The following is a 17060-nucleotide window of genomic DNA, read 5'->3' as shown; positions in this document are numbered from 1 at the left end:
GTTGTTATGCTGCGAGTACCGCCAGTATACAGGAGCACAACAGCAGCGGAATCGAGTACAAATATAATATTTTGTTGGACCATTGGTTTGTGCGAATCAATTCAGCATATTGATGCAGGGTCATTCTCTTTCTGGGCTGCTCAGACGACGAAATGTTACTGGAATCGTAATGAAGTGCCTGTTCTTTTTCCTTCTCCTTGCGATGGAGATGATAGCTCAATGATTTAAAGAAGCCGATGTTCCTCACGTAAGCAAGCAAGGCGACCAATAAGTAGATAAGACCGATGATGAAGAAGGAATTCGATATGTTTATAAGCAGGGAATTATGACCGTTTAAGATGGAATAACCAGCTGTAAATAAGAGGGTTACAACAAGCAGCAATCGTTTCATGCCGAAACTCCTTTCTCAGTAAACTCGTTCGATGTCTAGCTGTATGGGAGGATTCTGATGTGACGAGTAAGAAGATATTTTGATCTGACGACTAGGAATGATTCGGCATAATCCATCATTTATCCTCCTATTTCTGCATTTCCTTGAGTATTCTAAGGAATATTCTGTGATTTAACTGTTGACTATGGGTATTTAGTTTGATAGATTTATAAAAAAACTATACCATAATTTACCTCACAAGTATGCATTTGATCGTTGTCGATTCGTGGTATATACGCATTTATAGCAACCGACAAGTAATGATCTTCCTCAATGAATCGGCTCTCAGTCTAGTATCAAACCTACAACAATGTGAACGCATCCATCCAATCCAAAGGCACATTATTTCACAAGGTGTCAATTTTGTTGGCATAATCGACCCAACATTCTATTTCCTTTGTTACCCACATATTTTACATAATGAATGAAAAAAATGAGAAAATCAGGAGGGGATTGTATGAAGCTGCCAAAAAAACCGTTCTTGGTTGTTTTGGCTATCATGATGATGCTTACGTTCGCGGGTTGCACGAGCGGGAGTGGGAATGCCGGACAAGAGGGACAAGGGAACAAAGAGAATGATGGGAAGGCTGCAAGCGAACAGAAGGAGACTGCAAGCGATAAGCCGAAAGTCTTGCGGATTGCAACTTTGGGTGCGGATACGTTCAACCAGCATACATCCGAAAATGCCACTAACTCGGATATGATGGAGTATATTTACGGAAATTTATTGGAGCTTATCTATGACGAAGCAATTGACAATATTAAATTTGTTGGCAATCATGCGGTTGATCTGCCAACGACAACGGATCATAAAGTATGGACGTTCAAGTTAAAAGAAGGAATGAAGTGGACAGACGGCACGCCGATTACTGCGAAAACTTATGAATACTCCTATAAAATGCTGCTCGATCCGAAGCTAGCCAATAGGAACGCTTTCGTATTGTTTAACAATATACCTGTTGTAAGCGCTAACAAGTACTTTAAGGGCGAGGCAAAGTGGGAAGATGTTGGAATTAAGGCCAAAGACGATACCACGCTGGAAATCACATTGGAATCCGAAATGCCGGACATCGATATCTTAACCCTCTTTGCGGGCGGTGGATCGACATCCCCCGTTCACGAGAAATTGTACGAGGGCGGCATGAAGCCTGATCACAGCGGGACGACATATGGAACGACGCTGGAGCAGGTTCCTTCTTCTGGGACGTATCGCTTGACGGAGTGGGTTCGCGACCAGCATCATACGTTTGAAAAGAACCCAGATTCGCCATTGGCGACTGTCTACAAGCCAGACCGCATCGAAACACGCGTTGTATCGGAAGTCTCGACCCGCGTTCAATTGTGGGAAAAAGGCGAAATCGATTCGGTTACGATTAGCGGCGACCAATTCGACAAATACGGCGAGGATCCGCGAGTCGTCTATACAGAAGCTGAAGGAGTATGGGGCTTCTTTGTGAACTCTACATCGGACAGCAACCCAATTTTGAAAAATAACGATTTCCGCAAAGCGCTGTACTATGGAATCGATCGCGATAAAATTACTAAGGGCATATTTAAAACGTATAAATCGGCACCATATTATGTCTCCTCGATATGTATGGTTGGGGACTATACAGAGGGCAAGCGCTATCGCGACAGCGAGGAAGCGAAGTTAGCCGTACCTCCAGGGTCGGGCTATGAGCCGGATAAAGCGAAGGAATTTTTCGAAAAGGCGTATAAAGCGAACGGCAACAAAAAAATCACGGTCGAAATCACATACTTCGATTCTCAGGAAACGATGAAGCGCACAGCCGAAGTTACGCAAGAAATATACGAGAACCTGTTCGGCAAGGATAAGCTCACCATTAAGCTCAGAGCGATGCCGCCGATGTCTGCTTACGATGCTTACAAAGAAGGTAAGTTTGATTTAGGCATTGGCTCCATGACCCAAAATGCGTTCAATCCGTGGAGCAGCATGAAGGTATGGAGGAAGGACTTCCCGAATCGCTCTAATCGCTTTGACAGCGACGCATTCGAAGCATTGCAGGAGCGGACTTCGATAGGGGATTTGCTGTTGAAACCGGAGGAGCGATTGAAGGCATTAGGGGAGATGGAGAAGATGCTGGCCGATTACGTGCCGCAAATTCCGATCTTCCAAAACAATAATGCGGTGATCTATCAAGATCGAATTCATTTGGCTACAAAAGGAAAATACTTCCCAGGAGTCAAGTTTGCCATCCTGCAAGCTGACATTGTGGACTAATACCAGAACTAAGGAGACCTTGTGGTAGCACAAGGTCTCCTACCTTGCGGAAAAGGAGTCCCAGGCTTATGTTACGATACATATCGCAAAGACTGATTGCCATGGCTATTACTTTATTTCTTATCATTAGCCTGCTGTTTTTCCTGATTCATTCCATGCCCGGCAGCATCGTAGACGATCCCATGCTGCCTAAGGACGTACGAGAACGGATCGAAGCCAAATATCATTTGGACAAGCCGCTCATTGTCCAATATGGATATTTCATAGGGGATTTCCTTACATTTGAATTCGGGGATTCGCTTAAAGTGCAGCCGAAGGTTCCGGTGTTCAATATTATTAAGGATAAGCTTCCAATCACGATCCAGTTAAATGTCATGGCTCTAATATTTACGATCCCGATCGGTATTATATGCGGAATTATAGCGGCATTAAAAAAGAATACGATGACTGATCATGGGATCAACATGATGGTCGTGCTGTTCATTTCGGTGCCCTCCTTCGTATTTGCGGCATTATTGCAATATATGGTGGCTTACAAGTGGGAGCTGCTGCCGATCTTGCTATCAACGGATCAAGGAATGACTTGGGATAAAATAAAATCAATGATCATGCCGGTGCTGGCGTTATCATTTGGTGAGATCGCGATCATTACCCGGTATTTGCGGGCCGAATTGTGCGAAACGATTAATTCGGATTATATGCTGTTGGCAAGAATGAAGGGCCTAACGCATATGCAGGCCACCGTGCGCCACGCGATTCGCAATTCGTTCATTCCGCTCACCAATATTCTTGTTCCGATGATTTTCTCCATATTGTCGGGAGCGATCGTAATCGAGAACATTTTTGGCGTGCCGGGTCTCGGCTCCTTGTCCGTAAACTCAATCAATTCATTGGATCATCCACTTACGATTGCCGTCATGTTCTTCTATTCCTTAATCGGTTTAATCAGCATCCTGGTTGTAGATTTATCATACGGAATTATTGACCCGCGAATTCGAATGGGAGGGAAGAAGTAATGAAGACGAGCAAGAATACAGAGCCCAACATAGAACGGAACCCATTCGAATTCGTTCAACGGGACAAGCCTATCGCGGACGAGAAATTCGAAGGCAAGGCAATTGGATTTCTACAAGATGCGTTATTGCGATTCCGCAGGAATAAAGCTTCTACCATCGCGGCGATCGTGATTGGCATTATCATTCTGCTTGCGATCATTGCTCCGTTGATCAGTTCATACACTTACCGGGAACAGAATCTTGAATGGAGCTTGCTGCCCCCGCGCGTCCCGGTGCTGGAGAAGCTGGGGATTTGGGATGGAACGAAAGTGATGGACGTGAAAAAAGCGAGCTTGGAAGAAAAATATAAAGGCTCGATCGTGAAAGTGCTTAAAGAGTATGAAGTCGACTACCGCGGCAACAAAATTCCAATGGTGCAAGCGAAAGTTGATATTTATCAGTTAAAAGAGGCGAAAGATAAATATTTTTGGATGGGCACTGATGCATTGGGGCGCGATCAATGGACGCGATTATGGAAGGGTACCCGCATTTCGTTGATTATCGGCTTTATGGCCGTGACCATCAATATGCTGATCGGTCTTACATATGGTTCGATTTCCGGGTATTATGGCGGTGCGGTCGATATGATTATGCAGCGGATTATTGAGATTTTGAGTGGAATACCTGGCTTAGTCGTCGTAATTCTATTTGTCATGCTCATGGGTGCAGGTATAACTCCGCTAATATTAGCGATGGTGATTACGGGCTGGATTGGCATGAGCCGCATGATTCGGGCGCAGTTTTATAAATATAAAGGTCAGGAATATGTATTGGCATCTCGCACGATGGGTGCGCGAGATCGTCTATTGATTTTCCGGCACATTATGCCTAACGCAATCGGTCCGATCATTACACAAGCGACGCTCGCGATTCCAGGGGCTATTTTTACAGAGGCATTTCTCTCCTATTTGGGACTCGGTATCGCTGCTCCCGAACCTTCCATTGGCGGCTTGCTGTCAGAAGGTCAGAAGGTGCTGCTCGATCATCCTCACTTGACGCTATTTCCTGCAATTATCATTTCGATCTTAATGTTGTCGTTCAATATGTTCGGCAATGGCTTGCGGGATGCATTCGATCCGACTTTGAGAGGCCAAGAATAATAGCGAATAGCGGGGGGAGCTAGGATGACGACACAGAACGATATGATTCTTCAAGTAAATGATCTGCATATCTCGTTCAAAACGTTCGCGGGAAAGGTGCAGGCCGTGCGCGGGGTTGACTTTGAATTACGCAAAGGCGAGACGCTGGCTATCGTCGGTGAATCTGGCTCGGGGAAATCCGTAACGAACAAGGCGATTGTCGGGATATTATCGAAAAATGCCGTCATTGAACGCGGCAGTATCCTATATCATGGACAAGATGTGACGAAATATACGGAGAAACAGTTTACCGAAATTCGTGGTTCTAAAATTGCAATGATCTTTCAGGATCCGCTCTCTTCTCTCAATCCGGTAATGAAGATCGGCAAACAGATTATGGAGGCGCTCCGTGCACAGCAGCTAAGCAAAGCGGAGGCCAAAGCCAAAGCACTGGAGTTGATGGAGGCTGTAGGCATTCCAAATGCGGAGAAGCGATTCCATCAATATCCGTTTCAGTTCTCTGGCGGAATGCGGCAGCGTATCGTCATTGCGATAGCCCTGGCATGCGACCCAGAAATACTGATATGCGACGAGCCTACAACGGCGCTCGATGTCACAATTCAGGCGCAAATACTCGATCTGATCAAGAAAATTCAGCAGGAACGGCAATTGTCCGTTGTATTCATCACGCACGATCTTGGTGTGGTGGCTAACGTGGCGGATCGCGTTGGCGTGATGTATGCTGGCAAAGTTGTGGAGCATGGAACGGTAGATGAGATTTTTTACAATCCAAAGCATCCGTATACATGGAGCCTGCTCGTATCCATGCCTGATCTGGACACGGGTGCATCTGACGAATTGCTTGTTATACCGGGGACGCCACCCAACATGCTCTATCCGCCGAAAGGAGATGCCTTTGCTCCACGCAACCGATATGCGATGCATATTGACTTTGAAGAAGAACCGCCGATGTACAGAGTAAGCGACACGCATTATGCCGCGACCTGGCTTCTCCATCCGAATGCGCCAAAGGTGGAGCTTCCGGATGTATTGAAGAGACGGATAGAGCAGCAAACGGGAAGGCTGGTGCGATAAGATGACGAATGTAATCACTCGCGAACCTGTGCTGGAAGTTAAACATTTGAAGCAATATTTCAGCAGCGGTTTTGGTAGGAAAAAAACAGTGGTCAAAGCGGTCGATGACATTAGCTTTACGGTGTATCGTGGTGAAACGTTTGGGCTTGTCGGTGAATCCGGCTGTGGCAAGACGACAACGGGAAGAACGATTATCCGGCTGTATGAGCCAACAGACGGAGAAATTTATTTTAATGGAACGCTCATTTCAGGAGCTTTGACTAAGGAAATTAAAAAAGAAGTAACGCGCGGCATGCAGATGATCTTTCAGGACCCGATTGCTTCATTAAATCCTCGGATGACCGTGAAGGAAATCATCGCAGAGGGATTGAAAATCAATAAGCTGTGCAGCAGTGAGCAGGAAAGAATAGATATGGTCTATGACATCTTGGAGACAGTAGGATTGACCCGGGAACACGCGAGTCGTTATCCGCATGAGTTCTCAGGAGGACAGCGGCAGCGCATCGGAATTGCGAGAGCGTTAATTACGAGTCCCGATCTTGTTATTGCGGATGAACCGATATCTGCGCTCGATGTATCGATTCAGGCGCAGGTATTGAATTTGCTCAATCGGCTTCGGAAGAAGCTTGGGCTTACCATTTTGTTTATTGCCCATGACTTGTCTGTCGTTAAATACTTCTCAGATCGGATTGGCGTTATGTATAATGGAAAGATTGTGGAATTAGCCAAGGCGGATGATCTATATCGGCAACCAATTCACCCGTATACGAAATCCCTGCTGTCAGCCATTCCTCATCCAGATCCGCACTACGAGCGGAATCGCCAACGCATATATTATAGTCCGAGTATTCATAACTATGATGTCGAGAGTCCAAGCTTAGTTGAAATAAAGCCGGAGCATTATGTGTTTGCTTCTCCATCCGAAGTCGGGAAGTATCAGCAAGAGATGACTCTATAATTAATAAACGATGCATATTCGCATAGCATGTCCACATCCAGCGTAGAGCATCCGAGTCATTCCGATGTAATTATAAATTTTATTCGCATAAGAAAGCCCGTCCAAGTAAATGGACGGGCTTTCTTATATCGCTGACAACGATTCATATGTACGTCTGGCAACCGAGCGGCTTACCTATTTTTCGGCCTTCGGAAATTCCCGATGACACCAGCAGTCTCCACAATATTTACAAAAGCCTTAGGGTCATTTTCACGAATAACACGTTTTAACTCGGTCAATTCATAACGTGTAGTAACGGTCATCAACATGTCTTTCTCAATATCGGTAAATGCACCTGTGGTTTTTATAACGGTAACTCCATGCGGCAAGACCAGCAGCTTGTTAATAAGTGCTTCCTTGTTCCGCGTAATAATGAACACCGTTACTTTGTAGTGGTTAATATAGATGGTGCCGATTACTTTGCCGGTCGTGAAAATGGAAACCATGGAGTAAAGCGCCAGTTCCCACTCATTCGATAAATATCCATGGGTTACAATAACAGCTGCGTTCATTCCAACCAGAATGTTCGAGATTGAGAAATCGCGATATCTGGTTACAATCGAACCGATAATGTCAAATCCGCCTGATGAGCCGCCTACTCGTAGGGAAATCCCGCTTCCGATACCTACTAGTGTGCCCCCAAATACAGCAGATAAAAGCGGTTCGTTGGCAACAGCTTTAACTGGGAAGACGGATATGAAGTAAGTTGTCGCGACGACGCTTAGCAAACTATATCCAATAAAGCGTTTGCCAAGCACGAACCAGCCCCATATGATTAGCGGTAAATTATAGGCGAAATATAAAAAGCTCGGATTCCAATGAGTCAAGTAATTCGTTACGAGCGATAATCCAGATACGCCGCCACTAAGCAAATGGTGGGGCATTAAGAACAAATTAAATGATGCAGCGATGAGCGCTGCCCCGGCAATTAACATGATGAAATCAAAAATTCGTTTCAAGCAATGTCACCTCAAAACGTAGTATTAGTTAGTTCGGATCTGGTATTCTTCAATATTTTTGTGTTATAATATTCTGGATATTCTTGAGTAGGCTTTAGTTACCAACGATGTACATGAATTTGACGCGGAGTTCACGCTACACAATAAGAGTGTCCCTCCGCATTGTATATGAGAAGACGGTTGACTGAAAGTGCCATTCGTCACCATTGTCGCGCTACTTAAGAATACAGATAAGGCTGTGGATTGTCCACAATGAAGGAGTATGAATATTTTGAAGACATTTGCAGAATTTGGCTTGGAGCCGAAAGTGCTTCAGGCGATTACGGAATTAGGGTTCGAAGAATCGACTCCAATCCAAGAGAAAGCGATACCTGTAGCGATGACCGGACGAGACCTTATCGGACAAGCGCAGACGGGTACGGGGAAGACGGCGGCTTTCGGTATCCCGTTGATCTCGAAGATTGACCCAACTGAAGAACGTGTAAAGGCTCTGATTATGACACCAACGCGCGAATTGGCGATCCAAGTTGCTGAAGAAATCGGCAAACTGACTCGTTTCAAAGGCGTCCGTTCATTGCCGATTTATGGCGGACAAGATATTGGCCGACAAATTCGTGCTTTGAAAAAGCACCCACAAATTATTATCGGTACACCAGGTCGTTTGCTTGACCACATCAACCGCAAGACGATTCGTCTTGATGATGTTGCAACAGTTGTATTGGATGAAGCAGATGAAATGCTGGATATGGGCTTCATGGAAGATATCACTTCCATCTTGAGCCTAGTACCTGAACAACGCCAGACAATGCTTTTCTCCGCTACGATGCCACCGAACATCCAAAAGCTTGCTAATCAATTCCTTCGCGAGCCAGAACATGTATCGGTTATGCCTAAGCATGTAAGTGCTCCACTCATTGAACAAGCATACATTGAAGTCCCTGAACGTGTGAAGTTCGATGCATTGAGCCGCTTGCTCGATATGGAATCTCCAGAGCTTGCGATCGTATTCGGCCGTACGAAGCGCCGTGTAGACGAATTGTCTGAAGCATTGCAGAAGCGTGGTTATTCTGCAGATGGTTTGCATGGCGATTTGTCCCAAAACCAACGTGATACGGTTATGCGCAAGTTCCGCGATGGCAGCATTGATGTTCTCGTTGCGACTGACGTAGCTGCACGTGGTTTGGACGTTTCTGGTGTAACACATGTAATTAACTTTGACTTGCCGCAAGATCCGGAATCTTATGTACACCGTATCGGCCGTACGGGTCGTGCTGGTAAAGAAGGCAGCGCATGGTCTTTCGTAACGCCTCGTGAAATTGACCATTTGCACTTCATCGAGCGTGTAACTCGTCATCGTATTCCACGCAAGCCGATTCCTAGCCTTGCAGAAGCAATCGAAGGGAAGCAACGTATCATTGCAGATCGTATTCTTGACGTTCTCAAGGATGGCGAGCTAAATGAATACAAAGGAATTTCCATTGAATTATTGGAGCAATACGACTCCGTACAATTGTTGTCTGCTGCATTCAAGATGCTGACAGGGGATAAGAAGGATGTTTCTATCAACTTGACTCCTGAAGATCCAATCCGTGCGAAGCGTCGCAAGCCAGACCTTCGCTCTAGCGGACGCAAGATGTCTGCACCTTACAACCGCAATGGTCGTTCCGGTGGCGGACGAGACTATCGTGGAGGGCGCGATGGTGGTCGTGATGGTGGACGTGATGGCAACCGTGGCGGGTACAACCGCGACGGACGTAGCGAGCGTTATGGCCGCAGCGATTCCCGCGACCGCAACAACAATGGTGGTGGTGGCGATCGCCGCCCAAGACGTTTTAACAACGACGAGAACCGTAATAAGCGCGACGAGTAGGACGAGGCACATTCGAATGATGAATGTCTTCCGTTGATCATAGAGACCGCCCCAGTTGGAGCGGTCTCTTTTGCATGTCAAGGATGATTAGCGTGAATCTGAATTGCTGCAACAGTTCATTATATAAAAGAGCGACTTATAATAACTAACAAAATAAACAAGACAAGAATTACCCCTGTGGAAGTAAAACCAAAACCTCCACAGCTACCACAGCTACCTCCAAAACCTAATTGCCCCATACGGGAACCTCCTTTAACACTGCGATGTTTGGTGTTGTCACTTAATATCCTATGCGGAATCCCATTTCTCGTGTGGACACGAACCTAATTGGATACAAAATAGGCACTGGCACTAAGGTAGCAATTTGTATTATAGTAGTAGAGACAGGATGATGAGGGGGAATGACCTTTGGAATTTCGAGGGATTATGGGCGGCTTTTACCGCATTTCAGAATGGATCATGCGTTTTTCGGTCACGAACATATTGTGGCTTATCTGTTCGTCACCTTTTTTTATCTTTTTATTCATGAAGCTGATGGTTGATCAGCAGAACTTTATCAATGAATCCATTACGATGAATTGGGCGATGGGACTTGTGGCACCGTTTACATTGTTCCCAGCGACAGCTGCGATGTTCTCCGTTGCGCGGAAGTGGATCATGGGGGACACGGATGTAAAGCTCCTGCGTACCTTCTTCAAATCATACAAAGATAATTATAAGCAGGCGATGGTAGGCGGTATCTTCTATACGCTGCTGTTCGTTATTATGTATATCGACTATTACGTGTATATGACTGAGTTGAAGTCTATGCAGTTTATCGGGTATGCAATGCTAGGTTTGCTGATATTGCTGTTCGTTTCACTGTTTAACTTCTTCTCGATGGTTGCACATTTACAAGCAAAAACAACACATATTATGAAGAACAGTGTGCTGTTAACGATTTTCACTCCTGTTAGCAGTATCGTAACGATTGTATTGAGCTGCATCATTTTATACTTTAGCTTGACGAAATGGCCAGTTCTATTGTTCTTCTTCACAGGTTCACTTATTGCATACTTATCTTACTTCAACTTCAATAACGCCTTCACGAAGATTCAGGACAAGTACCAGCGCATGGTGGCTGCTCAGGAAGGTGAAGGTGAAGAAGCGGCTGATACAGAGAACGGCGAGACATCAGAGGCTGCGCAATTGGATGGAGAACAAGCGGGTAACACGACTAACAAGCAGTAAGAGAACTAGGACTTGCATTGCTTTGAAGAAATGTGATATGATGTTGATCCTAACGGATGAACTAGAATGTTTGGGTAGCTTTTTAAGAGTTTATCCGCTACTGAATGGTAAGAAATACGCAAGGCGCAAGGTTTACAATACGTGAACAACACAGTATAATAAACAATACATCCTGCGATGTACGTGTAGGCTTACGTTGTTTTGAACCAATGTTTGTTTCTAGGGAGTTCAACATCTAAGTATCGCTGGCAAGCCCTCTCCGAAGGGAAGTCAAACGTACTTATGCGAGCACCCACCTGCGAGAGCGGGTTCAGAAGCATAGGAGCTGAACGGCATAGGCGGGTTTTCTTTCTAACGAATCACCTTCTTTCGTGAATGACTTCATGGGAGGAGGTGTTTTCTTTTTCTATGTAAATCCTCTTTCGTATCCTTACGAACAATGTTACACTATAGATAAGTGAGCATCGGCTGTCTAGAAAAAGGAGGAACACACTCTTGTCACTCAAACGTGTACTGGTCGGTATCGTTCGCAGTTTTGAATCGAGCGGCGATCGTGCAAAGGACCCTAAATTGAAAACGCATTATTATCAAATGTCCCGAGAGAAAGCTTGGGGAGAAGCTACATCCACGCTAAAGAAAATTCAAGGGTACAAAGTGTTGCATGAGGTGTCTTCTGTAGGCGAGATTACGCTAGAGAAGAGAACAATGACGGGGCGGACGATGGATATAACCGTATCTGTCATTAACGTAGGACCAAACAAGACCGCAATAGATATCTATTCCGCGTCTCGCGGTGGACTTGGTGATTTTGGAGCTAACTATCGTGTTATTCTTGATTTGTATGCCATATTGGACAAGAAGTTGGCATCTTACAAAATGAATAGCTAATGAGCGGAAGTGAAGGTAGTAGCGGGCTCCGTAGGGTGATATATGAATACTCGTTGATAGGATCATGAAGCGAGAGAGGAGCCTTCACTCTTCTCTCGCTTTTACTCTAGTTGATTTGTGTTGCGGTGTTACAGAAGAGCTTGGACAGCTGACAATGCTTGCTCATAACTAGGGTGCTCTGTCATCTCGCTAACATATTCAACATAACGGATCGTATTATCGGCATCCACTACGAAGATGGAGCGCATATCGAGGTGTAATTCCTTAATCAGCACACCGTAAGATTTGCCGAAGTTGTTGTCCTTGTAGTCAGACAGCATGACGACATTGTCTACACCGGCAGCTCCACACCAGCGAGCTTGTGCCATTGGTAGGTCAACACTAACGGTAATAATTGCGGCTTTGTCGCCAAGCTTGGAAGCTTCCTCGTTAAAGCGGCGCGTCTGCGCATCGCATACACCTGTATCGATGGATGGGATTACACTGATCAATTTTACTTTACCAGCGAATTGTTCAAGCCCAACTACATCAACAAGCGATTTATTCAATTGGAATTCAGGCGCTTTATCGCCTACTTTAAGTTCAGGGCCGATCAATGTGATAGGATTTCCTTTTAATGTTGCCACACCTGTACGTTCTGCGGACATGGTTGGTAGCCTCCTTCTTACATATCATGCACATAATTGGTAAACCTATTGTCCATTATACGGTTTGCACATAAGGTTGTCCAATGTCGCTTCGTGATGAATTCGCTACACGATTGAGAATGATTCCGAGTAGCCGAGATTACATGGTTGGGGCAAGTACGCCTATGAATGTGAACTGGCAGGTGAAAGTGAGGAGAAACTCGATGATTTTTATTCGGTACGAGAATTGGCGCACCTATGTCAAAAGCTACCCGATTACAACGCTGCTTATCATCGCCAATATCGTGATGTTTATCGTGCTGATGGCTAGTGGTGGTACAAATGGTGAAAATCTATTTCGACATGGGGCAATCTGGAAGGTAGAGCCGTTCAATAAGGAGACATGGCGCATTGCCGCTGCCATGTTCCTGCATGGTGGGTTTGAGCATTTACTGTTTAATATGTTCGCCTTATTTGTCTTTGCACCGCCGCTCGAACAGATGATGGGATCGTTCAAGTATGCCGTCCTGTATGTCATAAGTGGATTGCTAGGGAATGCGACTGCACTGTGGCTATCGGAATGGGGGACGCTTGCGGTTGGAGCATCAGGTGCAATATACGGCATTTACGGAGCCTATTTGTTTATTGCCCTGTTCCGGCGTCAGACACTTGATGAGGCATCCCGTCGAACATTGCTTATAATATTAGGGATTGGTATTGTTCAATCCTTTGTCATTCAAGGCATCAGCTGGAGTGCCCATTTGGGTGGCTTAGCCGCTGGATTTTTCGTATATGGTGTATTAAGGCTTATCCGGTGAGCAGAGCTTGCATATCATGCAGCTCTTGTTCAGAGGGTGATGCACTCCTCTTGAATTGCAGGTAGAAAATGATATTGATGAAATAGCATAATTGACAGAACGGAGCGAGAAGTCGTGGAACTTAGGCAATTGCACTACTTTGTGAAAGTGGCGCAAAAAGAGCATGTCACGCAAGCTGCTGAAGAACTGCATGTGGCGCAATCCGCCGTCAGCCGGCAAATCCATCAACTAGAGGAAGAGCTAGGTGTTAAGTTGTTCCTTCAGAAGGGACGGAACCTTCAGTTAACACCTGTTGGTCAATTGTTCTGCAAGCGGGCGGAGGAAATCTTGAAGGATCTTGAGCGATCGATTCAAGAAGTGCAAGAGTTTATGGATCCAGAGTTGGGGGAAGTTCGGATTGGGTTCCCGCATAGTCTAGGTGTGCATCTCATTCCTAGCATCGTAGCAGAATTCCGCAAGCGTCATCCGAATGTAAAGTTTCGTTTCAAGCAAGGCATGTATCCGTCACTAATCCGGGATATCGTATCCGGCGAAGTGGATCTCGCGTTCATTTCTCCTTTCCCGAAGGAGTGTGAGCATGTAACCGGAGAGATTGTGTTGACCGAGGAATTGTTTGCAATCTTGCCGCCAAATCACCCGTTGTCGAATGAACAAGAAATCACATTGCCGCAGTTGAAAGAAGATACTTTTGTTCTGTTTAGTCCAGGGTATTCCCTACGTCCCATTGTATGGGATGCTTGCATCGAAGCGGGCTTTACGCCGCGTATTGGCTTCGAAGGTGAGGAGACTGAAACCATAAGGGGACTTGTCGCTGCTGGTATGGGAGTGAGTTTATTGCCGGACATGGCGCTTCAACATACTTCTGAGCTTCAGCCTGCCAGAGTACGGGTTGTAAAGCCGGAAGTTACGAGAACAATAGGCATCATACGCCGAGCAGGGGAGAAATTGCCTCTTGTCGCGCATACATTCCATGCCTTTTTACTTCAATATTTTGCTCAGCACGACTTACAGCAACTAGCTAAAACAGCGGCGGCTTCATCTTCTGCTAGCTCATCATAAATAGGCTTGTCATGATACAGAAGAGCCCCATTCCATGCGTAACCGCATAGGAATGGGGCTCTTCGATTCTTGGATCATTGGCTCACGTTCGAGATTAGTCGTTGCGATTTGTAAAGATCATAATGTACTTCAATAGCTCCAGTACAGAAATGGCAGCTGCTGCAACGTAGGTTAATGCTGCTGCGTTAAGAACCTTCGCTACGCCACGCTCTTCTTCGTTCGTTACGAATCCTTCAGCGATCATCAGATCGCGTGCGCGTCTGCTTGCATCGAACTCAACTGGCAAGGTAACAAGCTGGAACAATACCGCAGCAGAGAAGAAAATAATCCCTAACAGAATCAAATTGCTCCATTGGAAGAGGAAGCCTGCGATCAACATGAAAGGCGCAATACCAGATGAGAAATTAACTAATGGGAACATGCGATGGCGCAAAACAAGCATCGGATAGGACTGCTGGTGCTGAATCGCATGGCCGATCTCATGGCATGCCACTGAGATTGCAGAGATTGAGTTCTCATAATATACGGGCTCGGACAAACGTACAACACGGTTAATCGGGTCGTAATGGTCAGTAAGCGCACCTTGAATCGGCTCGATTGGAACATCATGCAGGCCATTCGCGTCCAGCATGCGGCGCGCTGCCTCGTAACCGGTTAGACCACTCATTGCTCTTACTTGAGCAAAGCGTTGAAAGGTTCCTTTAACGCGGAACTGCGCCCAAATTGAGAGCCCAAAAGCGATTAGAATCAAGAAATCCATCGGGTGAAAAAATAGCATGTACAAACCTCCTAAACATCAAGAGTACGGTCAAGCAGCAATCTAACTTACATCATAAAGTGATTGTTGCCCTTATCGATCAATGTGAGCAGTACTTCTACACAAGCCGCGCTTTGAGCTGCTAGACGATTGAACAATGACTGCGCTTGTGTTGGTTTGAGCTTATCCAGCATTGGGCTGAGCTCTTTTGCTTCACGTTCGAGCTTTTGCAAATGGATTTGCAATTCGGTAAGTCGTTCTTCCAATTCACGTTCTGCAGTCACGCTGTTCAATTGCGAGAAGTAAAGCTTGATTTCATCGAGACTATACTTTTCTTGTTTTAATTGATTAATACGTTCGATTCGTTCAATCGTTTCATGACTGTACAGACGATAGTTTGTATTTGTGCGCTTCACCGGTTCAATCAGGCCTATCGTCGTGTAATAGTCAATCGTTCGTTGACTTACATTCGCGGCGCGTGCCAGCTCTCCGATTCGTATTAACTTGTTAGTAGCCCCCATCGTCATCACCTCACTTATTCATTCTATGATACAAGATTGCAAACCATACAGTCAAACGTTATGGTTCTGAAATTCCTGCTTGAACATGGCATTTATATGACAATTTACATTCTTTCCTGGAGCAGGGTTCAACTTAGCGAGAAATGGAAGAAAGGAGCGGCCATAGAATGGTGTCCGCTCCGAGGCTTCGCTTATCTTATTTAGGGGATGATGGGAATGATCATTGAACCTTCGCATCCGGCTTAATAAAGAGACAGACGAGTACAAGGGCAATGATGGATAGAGCTGTCACCGAAATAAAAATGATCTGATGCGACTTGCTCATCATCCAAGTGAATAGGGGAGGACCCAGGGCTACGCCGAAAAATCGCAGGCTGCTGTATAGCGATGTAATCATTCCGCGCTCAGCCTTCTCCACGCTGCCCGTAATCATCGTATTGAGACAAGGCAGCAGCATGCCAGTACCTATACTACTTATTGTAATTAACGCAATAAACCAATAGACCTGCTTATGGAACATAATGGTGAGTCCCAATGACAGAGACATAAGAACAAGCCCGATGATCATCATTCTCCGGATAAGTATGCCGTTCTTCTTGATTACGCTGCCTGTGATAAATGCAGTCGTTACGATGCCAAGCAAAGGGATTGCTAGTACAAGACCCTTCACAACGCCTTGGATGGAATACGGCTTTTCCTCTAATATATCGGATAGATAAATCAAAATGCCAAACAAAATGAATAAGGCGAGCGACCCTGCAAAAAATGCGGGGATGAGCCATCGTCCCATTTTCTTAAATATGGAGCCGACATTATGCAAATAAGTTTTGAGTGGGGTTGGCTCCTTTTGGCGTTTGGGCTCTTTAATGAGCCAGATAATGGCCACAAGCGAGAGCGCGCAAAAACATGGGAATGCAAAAAAAGGAGCGGTCCATGTCCAGAGAGCAAGCGCAGCGCCAAGAATCGGACTAATAACTTTGCCAGCTCCGTTCGATGCTTCAATTAAGCCCATGGCTTTGCTCTCTTCGGCATCCTTATACAAATCCCCTACGAGAGCCATGGCGATAGGTGCAGTTCCTGCTGCACCCAAGCCTTGAACTGCTCGTGAACTAATGAGCAGTGGATAGGAGTTCCACAACGCGCCAAGGCCAGTGAACACCCCGGCAATCCCATAGATGAGAAGACCAGGTATGATAATCTTCTTGCGGCCATAGCGATCGGATAAGTATCCAGCGACCGGGATAATAATGGCGGCAGACAGTGAGAACAAGGTGATGATGAAGCTTGTCTGCAGAGAAGTTAATCCGAGATTGCGCTTCACCTCGGGCAGAATGGGCACGAGCATGGAATTGCCCAATACCATAACAAGCGGGACAGTTGCTAACGCTGCATATTCAATCCATAATGGCCTTGATTGTTGGGATGCCATATATC

Annotated in this window: 17 protein-coding genes and 1 other RNA gene; 11 read left to right on the top strand and 7 right to left on the bottom strand. The window is 45.7% G+C overall.

Features of this window, described 5'->3' with window-relative positions; genetic code table 11:
- Positions 1–4: 4 nt before the first annotated feature.
- On the bottom strand, positions 5–391 hold the full coding sequence (locus tag M3661_RS15225; RefSeq protein ID WP_065293542.1) for a DUF3899 domain-containing protein: 387 nt from the start codon (positions 389–391) through the stop codon (positions 5–7).
- A gap of 496 nt (positions 392–887) precedes the next feature.
- Between M3661_RS15225 and M3661_RS15220 the strand changes: the two genes are divergently transcribed.
- The 5 genes from M3661_RS15220 to M3661_RS15200 all read left to right on the top strand — a co-directional run bounded on the left by M3661_RS15220 (position 888) and on the right by M3661_RS15200 (position 6859).
- Positions 888–2672 carry a peptide ABC transporter substrate-binding protein gene (locus M3661_RS15220; protein ID WP_065293543.1) on the top strand — a complete coding sequence of 595 codons (1785 nt, stop codon included), beginning with the start codon at positions 888–890 and terminating at the stop codon, positions 2670–2672.
- Positions 2673–2740: 68 nt separating this feature from the next.
- Entirely contained in the window at positions 2741–3688 is a 948-nt protein-coding gene (locus tag M3661_RS15215; protein ID WP_065293544.1) for an ABC transporter permease, read from the top strand.
- Entirely contained in the window at positions 3688–4827 is a 1140-nt protein-coding gene (locus tag M3661_RS15210; RefSeq protein WP_065293545.1) for an ABC transporter permease, read from the top strand. Before M3661_RS15215 ends, M3661_RS15210 begins: the two co-directional genes overlap by 1 nt.
- Before the next feature lie 24 nt (positions 4828–4851).
- Positions 4852–5901 carry an ABC transporter ATP-binding protein gene (locus M3661_RS15205; RefSeq protein ID WP_065293546.1) on the top strand — a complete coding sequence of 350 codons (1050 nt, stop codon included), beginning with the start codon at positions 4852–4854 and terminating at the stop codon, positions 5899–5901.
- A gap of 1 nt (position 5902) precedes the next feature.
- Positions 5903–6859: an ABC transporter ATP-binding protein gene (locus M3661_RS15200; protein WP_065293547.1), complete on the top strand. Its 957-nt coding sequence runs from the start codon at positions 5903–5905 to the stop codon at positions 6857–6859.
- A gap of 170 nt (positions 6860–7029) precedes the next feature.
- On the opposite strand, the gene M3661_RS15195 is transcribed toward M3661_RS15200, so the two are convergent.
- Positions 7030–7833, bottom strand: coding sequence for a YitT family protein (locus tag M3661_RS15195; protein ID WP_065293557.1), 804 nt, complete (start codon positions 7831–7833; stop codon positions 7030–7032).
- Positions 7834–8128: 295 nt separating this feature from the next.
- Between M3661_RS15195 and cshA the strand changes: the two genes are divergently transcribed.
- Positions 8129–9727, top strand: a complete 1599-nt coding sequence (cshA, locus tag M3661_RS15190; protein WP_251486423.1) for a degradosome RNA helicase CshA — start codon at positions 8129–8131, stop codon at positions 9725–9727.
- Between the two features lie 119 nt (positions 9728–9846).
- On the opposite strand, the gene M3661_RS15185 is transcribed toward cshA, so the two are convergent.
- Positions 9847–9966 (bottom strand): sporulation protein YjcZ, encoded by a 120-nt coding sequence (locus M3661_RS15185; protein ID WP_251486421.1) that lies wholly within the window; start codon positions 9964–9966, stop codon positions 9847–9849.
- Between the two features lie 169 nt (positions 9967–10135).
- Here M3661_RS15185 and M3661_RS15180 point away from each other — a divergent pair, with 169 nt between their 5' ends.
- The 3 genes from M3661_RS15180 (at position 10136) to M3661_RS15170 (ending at position 11845) form a co-directional block, all read left to right on the top strand.
- On the top strand, positions 10136–10957 hold the full coding sequence (locus tag M3661_RS15180) for a YesL family protein (RefSeq protein ID WP_051614221.1): 822 nt from the start codon (positions 10136–10138) through the stop codon (positions 10955–10957).
- Between the two features lie 166 nt (positions 10958–11123).
- Positions 11124–11306, top strand: a non-coding RNA gene (gene ssrS, locus M3661_RS15175) — 6S RNA.
- A 146-nt stretch (positions 11307–11452) separates the two neighbouring features.
- Positions 11453–11845, top strand: coding sequence for a DUF1499 domain-containing protein (locus M3661_RS15170; protein WP_065293549.1), 393 nt, complete (start codon positions 11453–11455; stop codon positions 11843–11845).
- Between the two features lie 128 nt (positions 11846–11973).
- On the opposite strand, the gene tpx is transcribed toward M3661_RS15170, so the two are convergent.
- Positions 11974–12492, bottom strand: coding sequence for a thiol peroxidase (tpx, locus tag M3661_RS15165; RefSeq protein WP_065293550.1), 519 nt, complete (start codon positions 12490–12492; stop codon positions 11974–11976).
- Positions 12493–12695: 203 nt separating this feature from the next.
- Here tpx and M3661_RS15160 point away from each other — a divergent pair, with 203 nt between their 5' ends.
- Positions 12696–13289: a rhomboid family intramembrane serine protease gene (locus M3661_RS15160; protein ID WP_065293551.1), complete on the top strand. Its 594-nt coding sequence runs from the start codon at positions 12696–12698 to the stop codon at positions 13287–13289.
- 114 nt (positions 13290–13403) lie between these two features.
- The gene (gene gltC, locus M3661_RS15155; protein WP_065293552.1) at positions 13404–14348 is read left to right on the top strand and encodes a glutamate biosynthesis transcriptional regulator GltC; all 945 of its coding nucleotides are present in this window, start codon (positions 13404–13406) and stop codon (positions 14346–14348) included.
- A gap of 94 nt (positions 14349–14442) precedes the next feature.
- On the opposite strand, the gene M3661_RS15150 is transcribed toward gltC, so the two are convergent.
- From M3661_RS15150 to M3661_RS15140, 3 genes are all read right to left on the bottom strand, one after another.
- Positions 14443–15126 (bottom strand): zinc metallopeptidase, encoded by a 684-nt coding sequence (locus M3661_RS15150; protein WP_021253222.1) that lies wholly within the window; start codon positions 15124–15126, stop codon positions 14443–14445.
- A 47-nt stretch (positions 15127–15173) separates the two neighbouring features.
- The gene (locus tag M3661_RS15145) at positions 15174–15626 is read right to left on the bottom strand and encodes a helix-turn-helix domain-containing protein (protein ID WP_021253221.1); all 453 of its coding nucleotides are present in this window, start codon (positions 15624–15626) and stop codon (positions 15174–15176) included.
- Positions 15627–15846: 220 nt separating this feature from the next.
- Positions 15847–17055, bottom strand: a complete 1209-nt coding sequence (locus tag M3661_RS15140; RefSeq protein ID WP_021253220.1) for an MFS transporter — start codon at positions 17053–17055, stop codon at positions 15847–15849.
- Positions 17056–17060: the final 5 nt, after the last annotated feature.

The sequence above is a fragment of the Paenibacillus sp. MER 180 genome, assembly GCF_023713665.1.
GTDB lineage: Bacteria > Bacillota > Bacilli > Paenibacillales > Paenibacillaceae > Paenibacillus_B > Paenibacillus_B suaedae.
The sequence above is the reverse complement of the archived record's forward strand: the minus strand, read 5'-3'. Positions and strand labels throughout refer to the sequence as shown.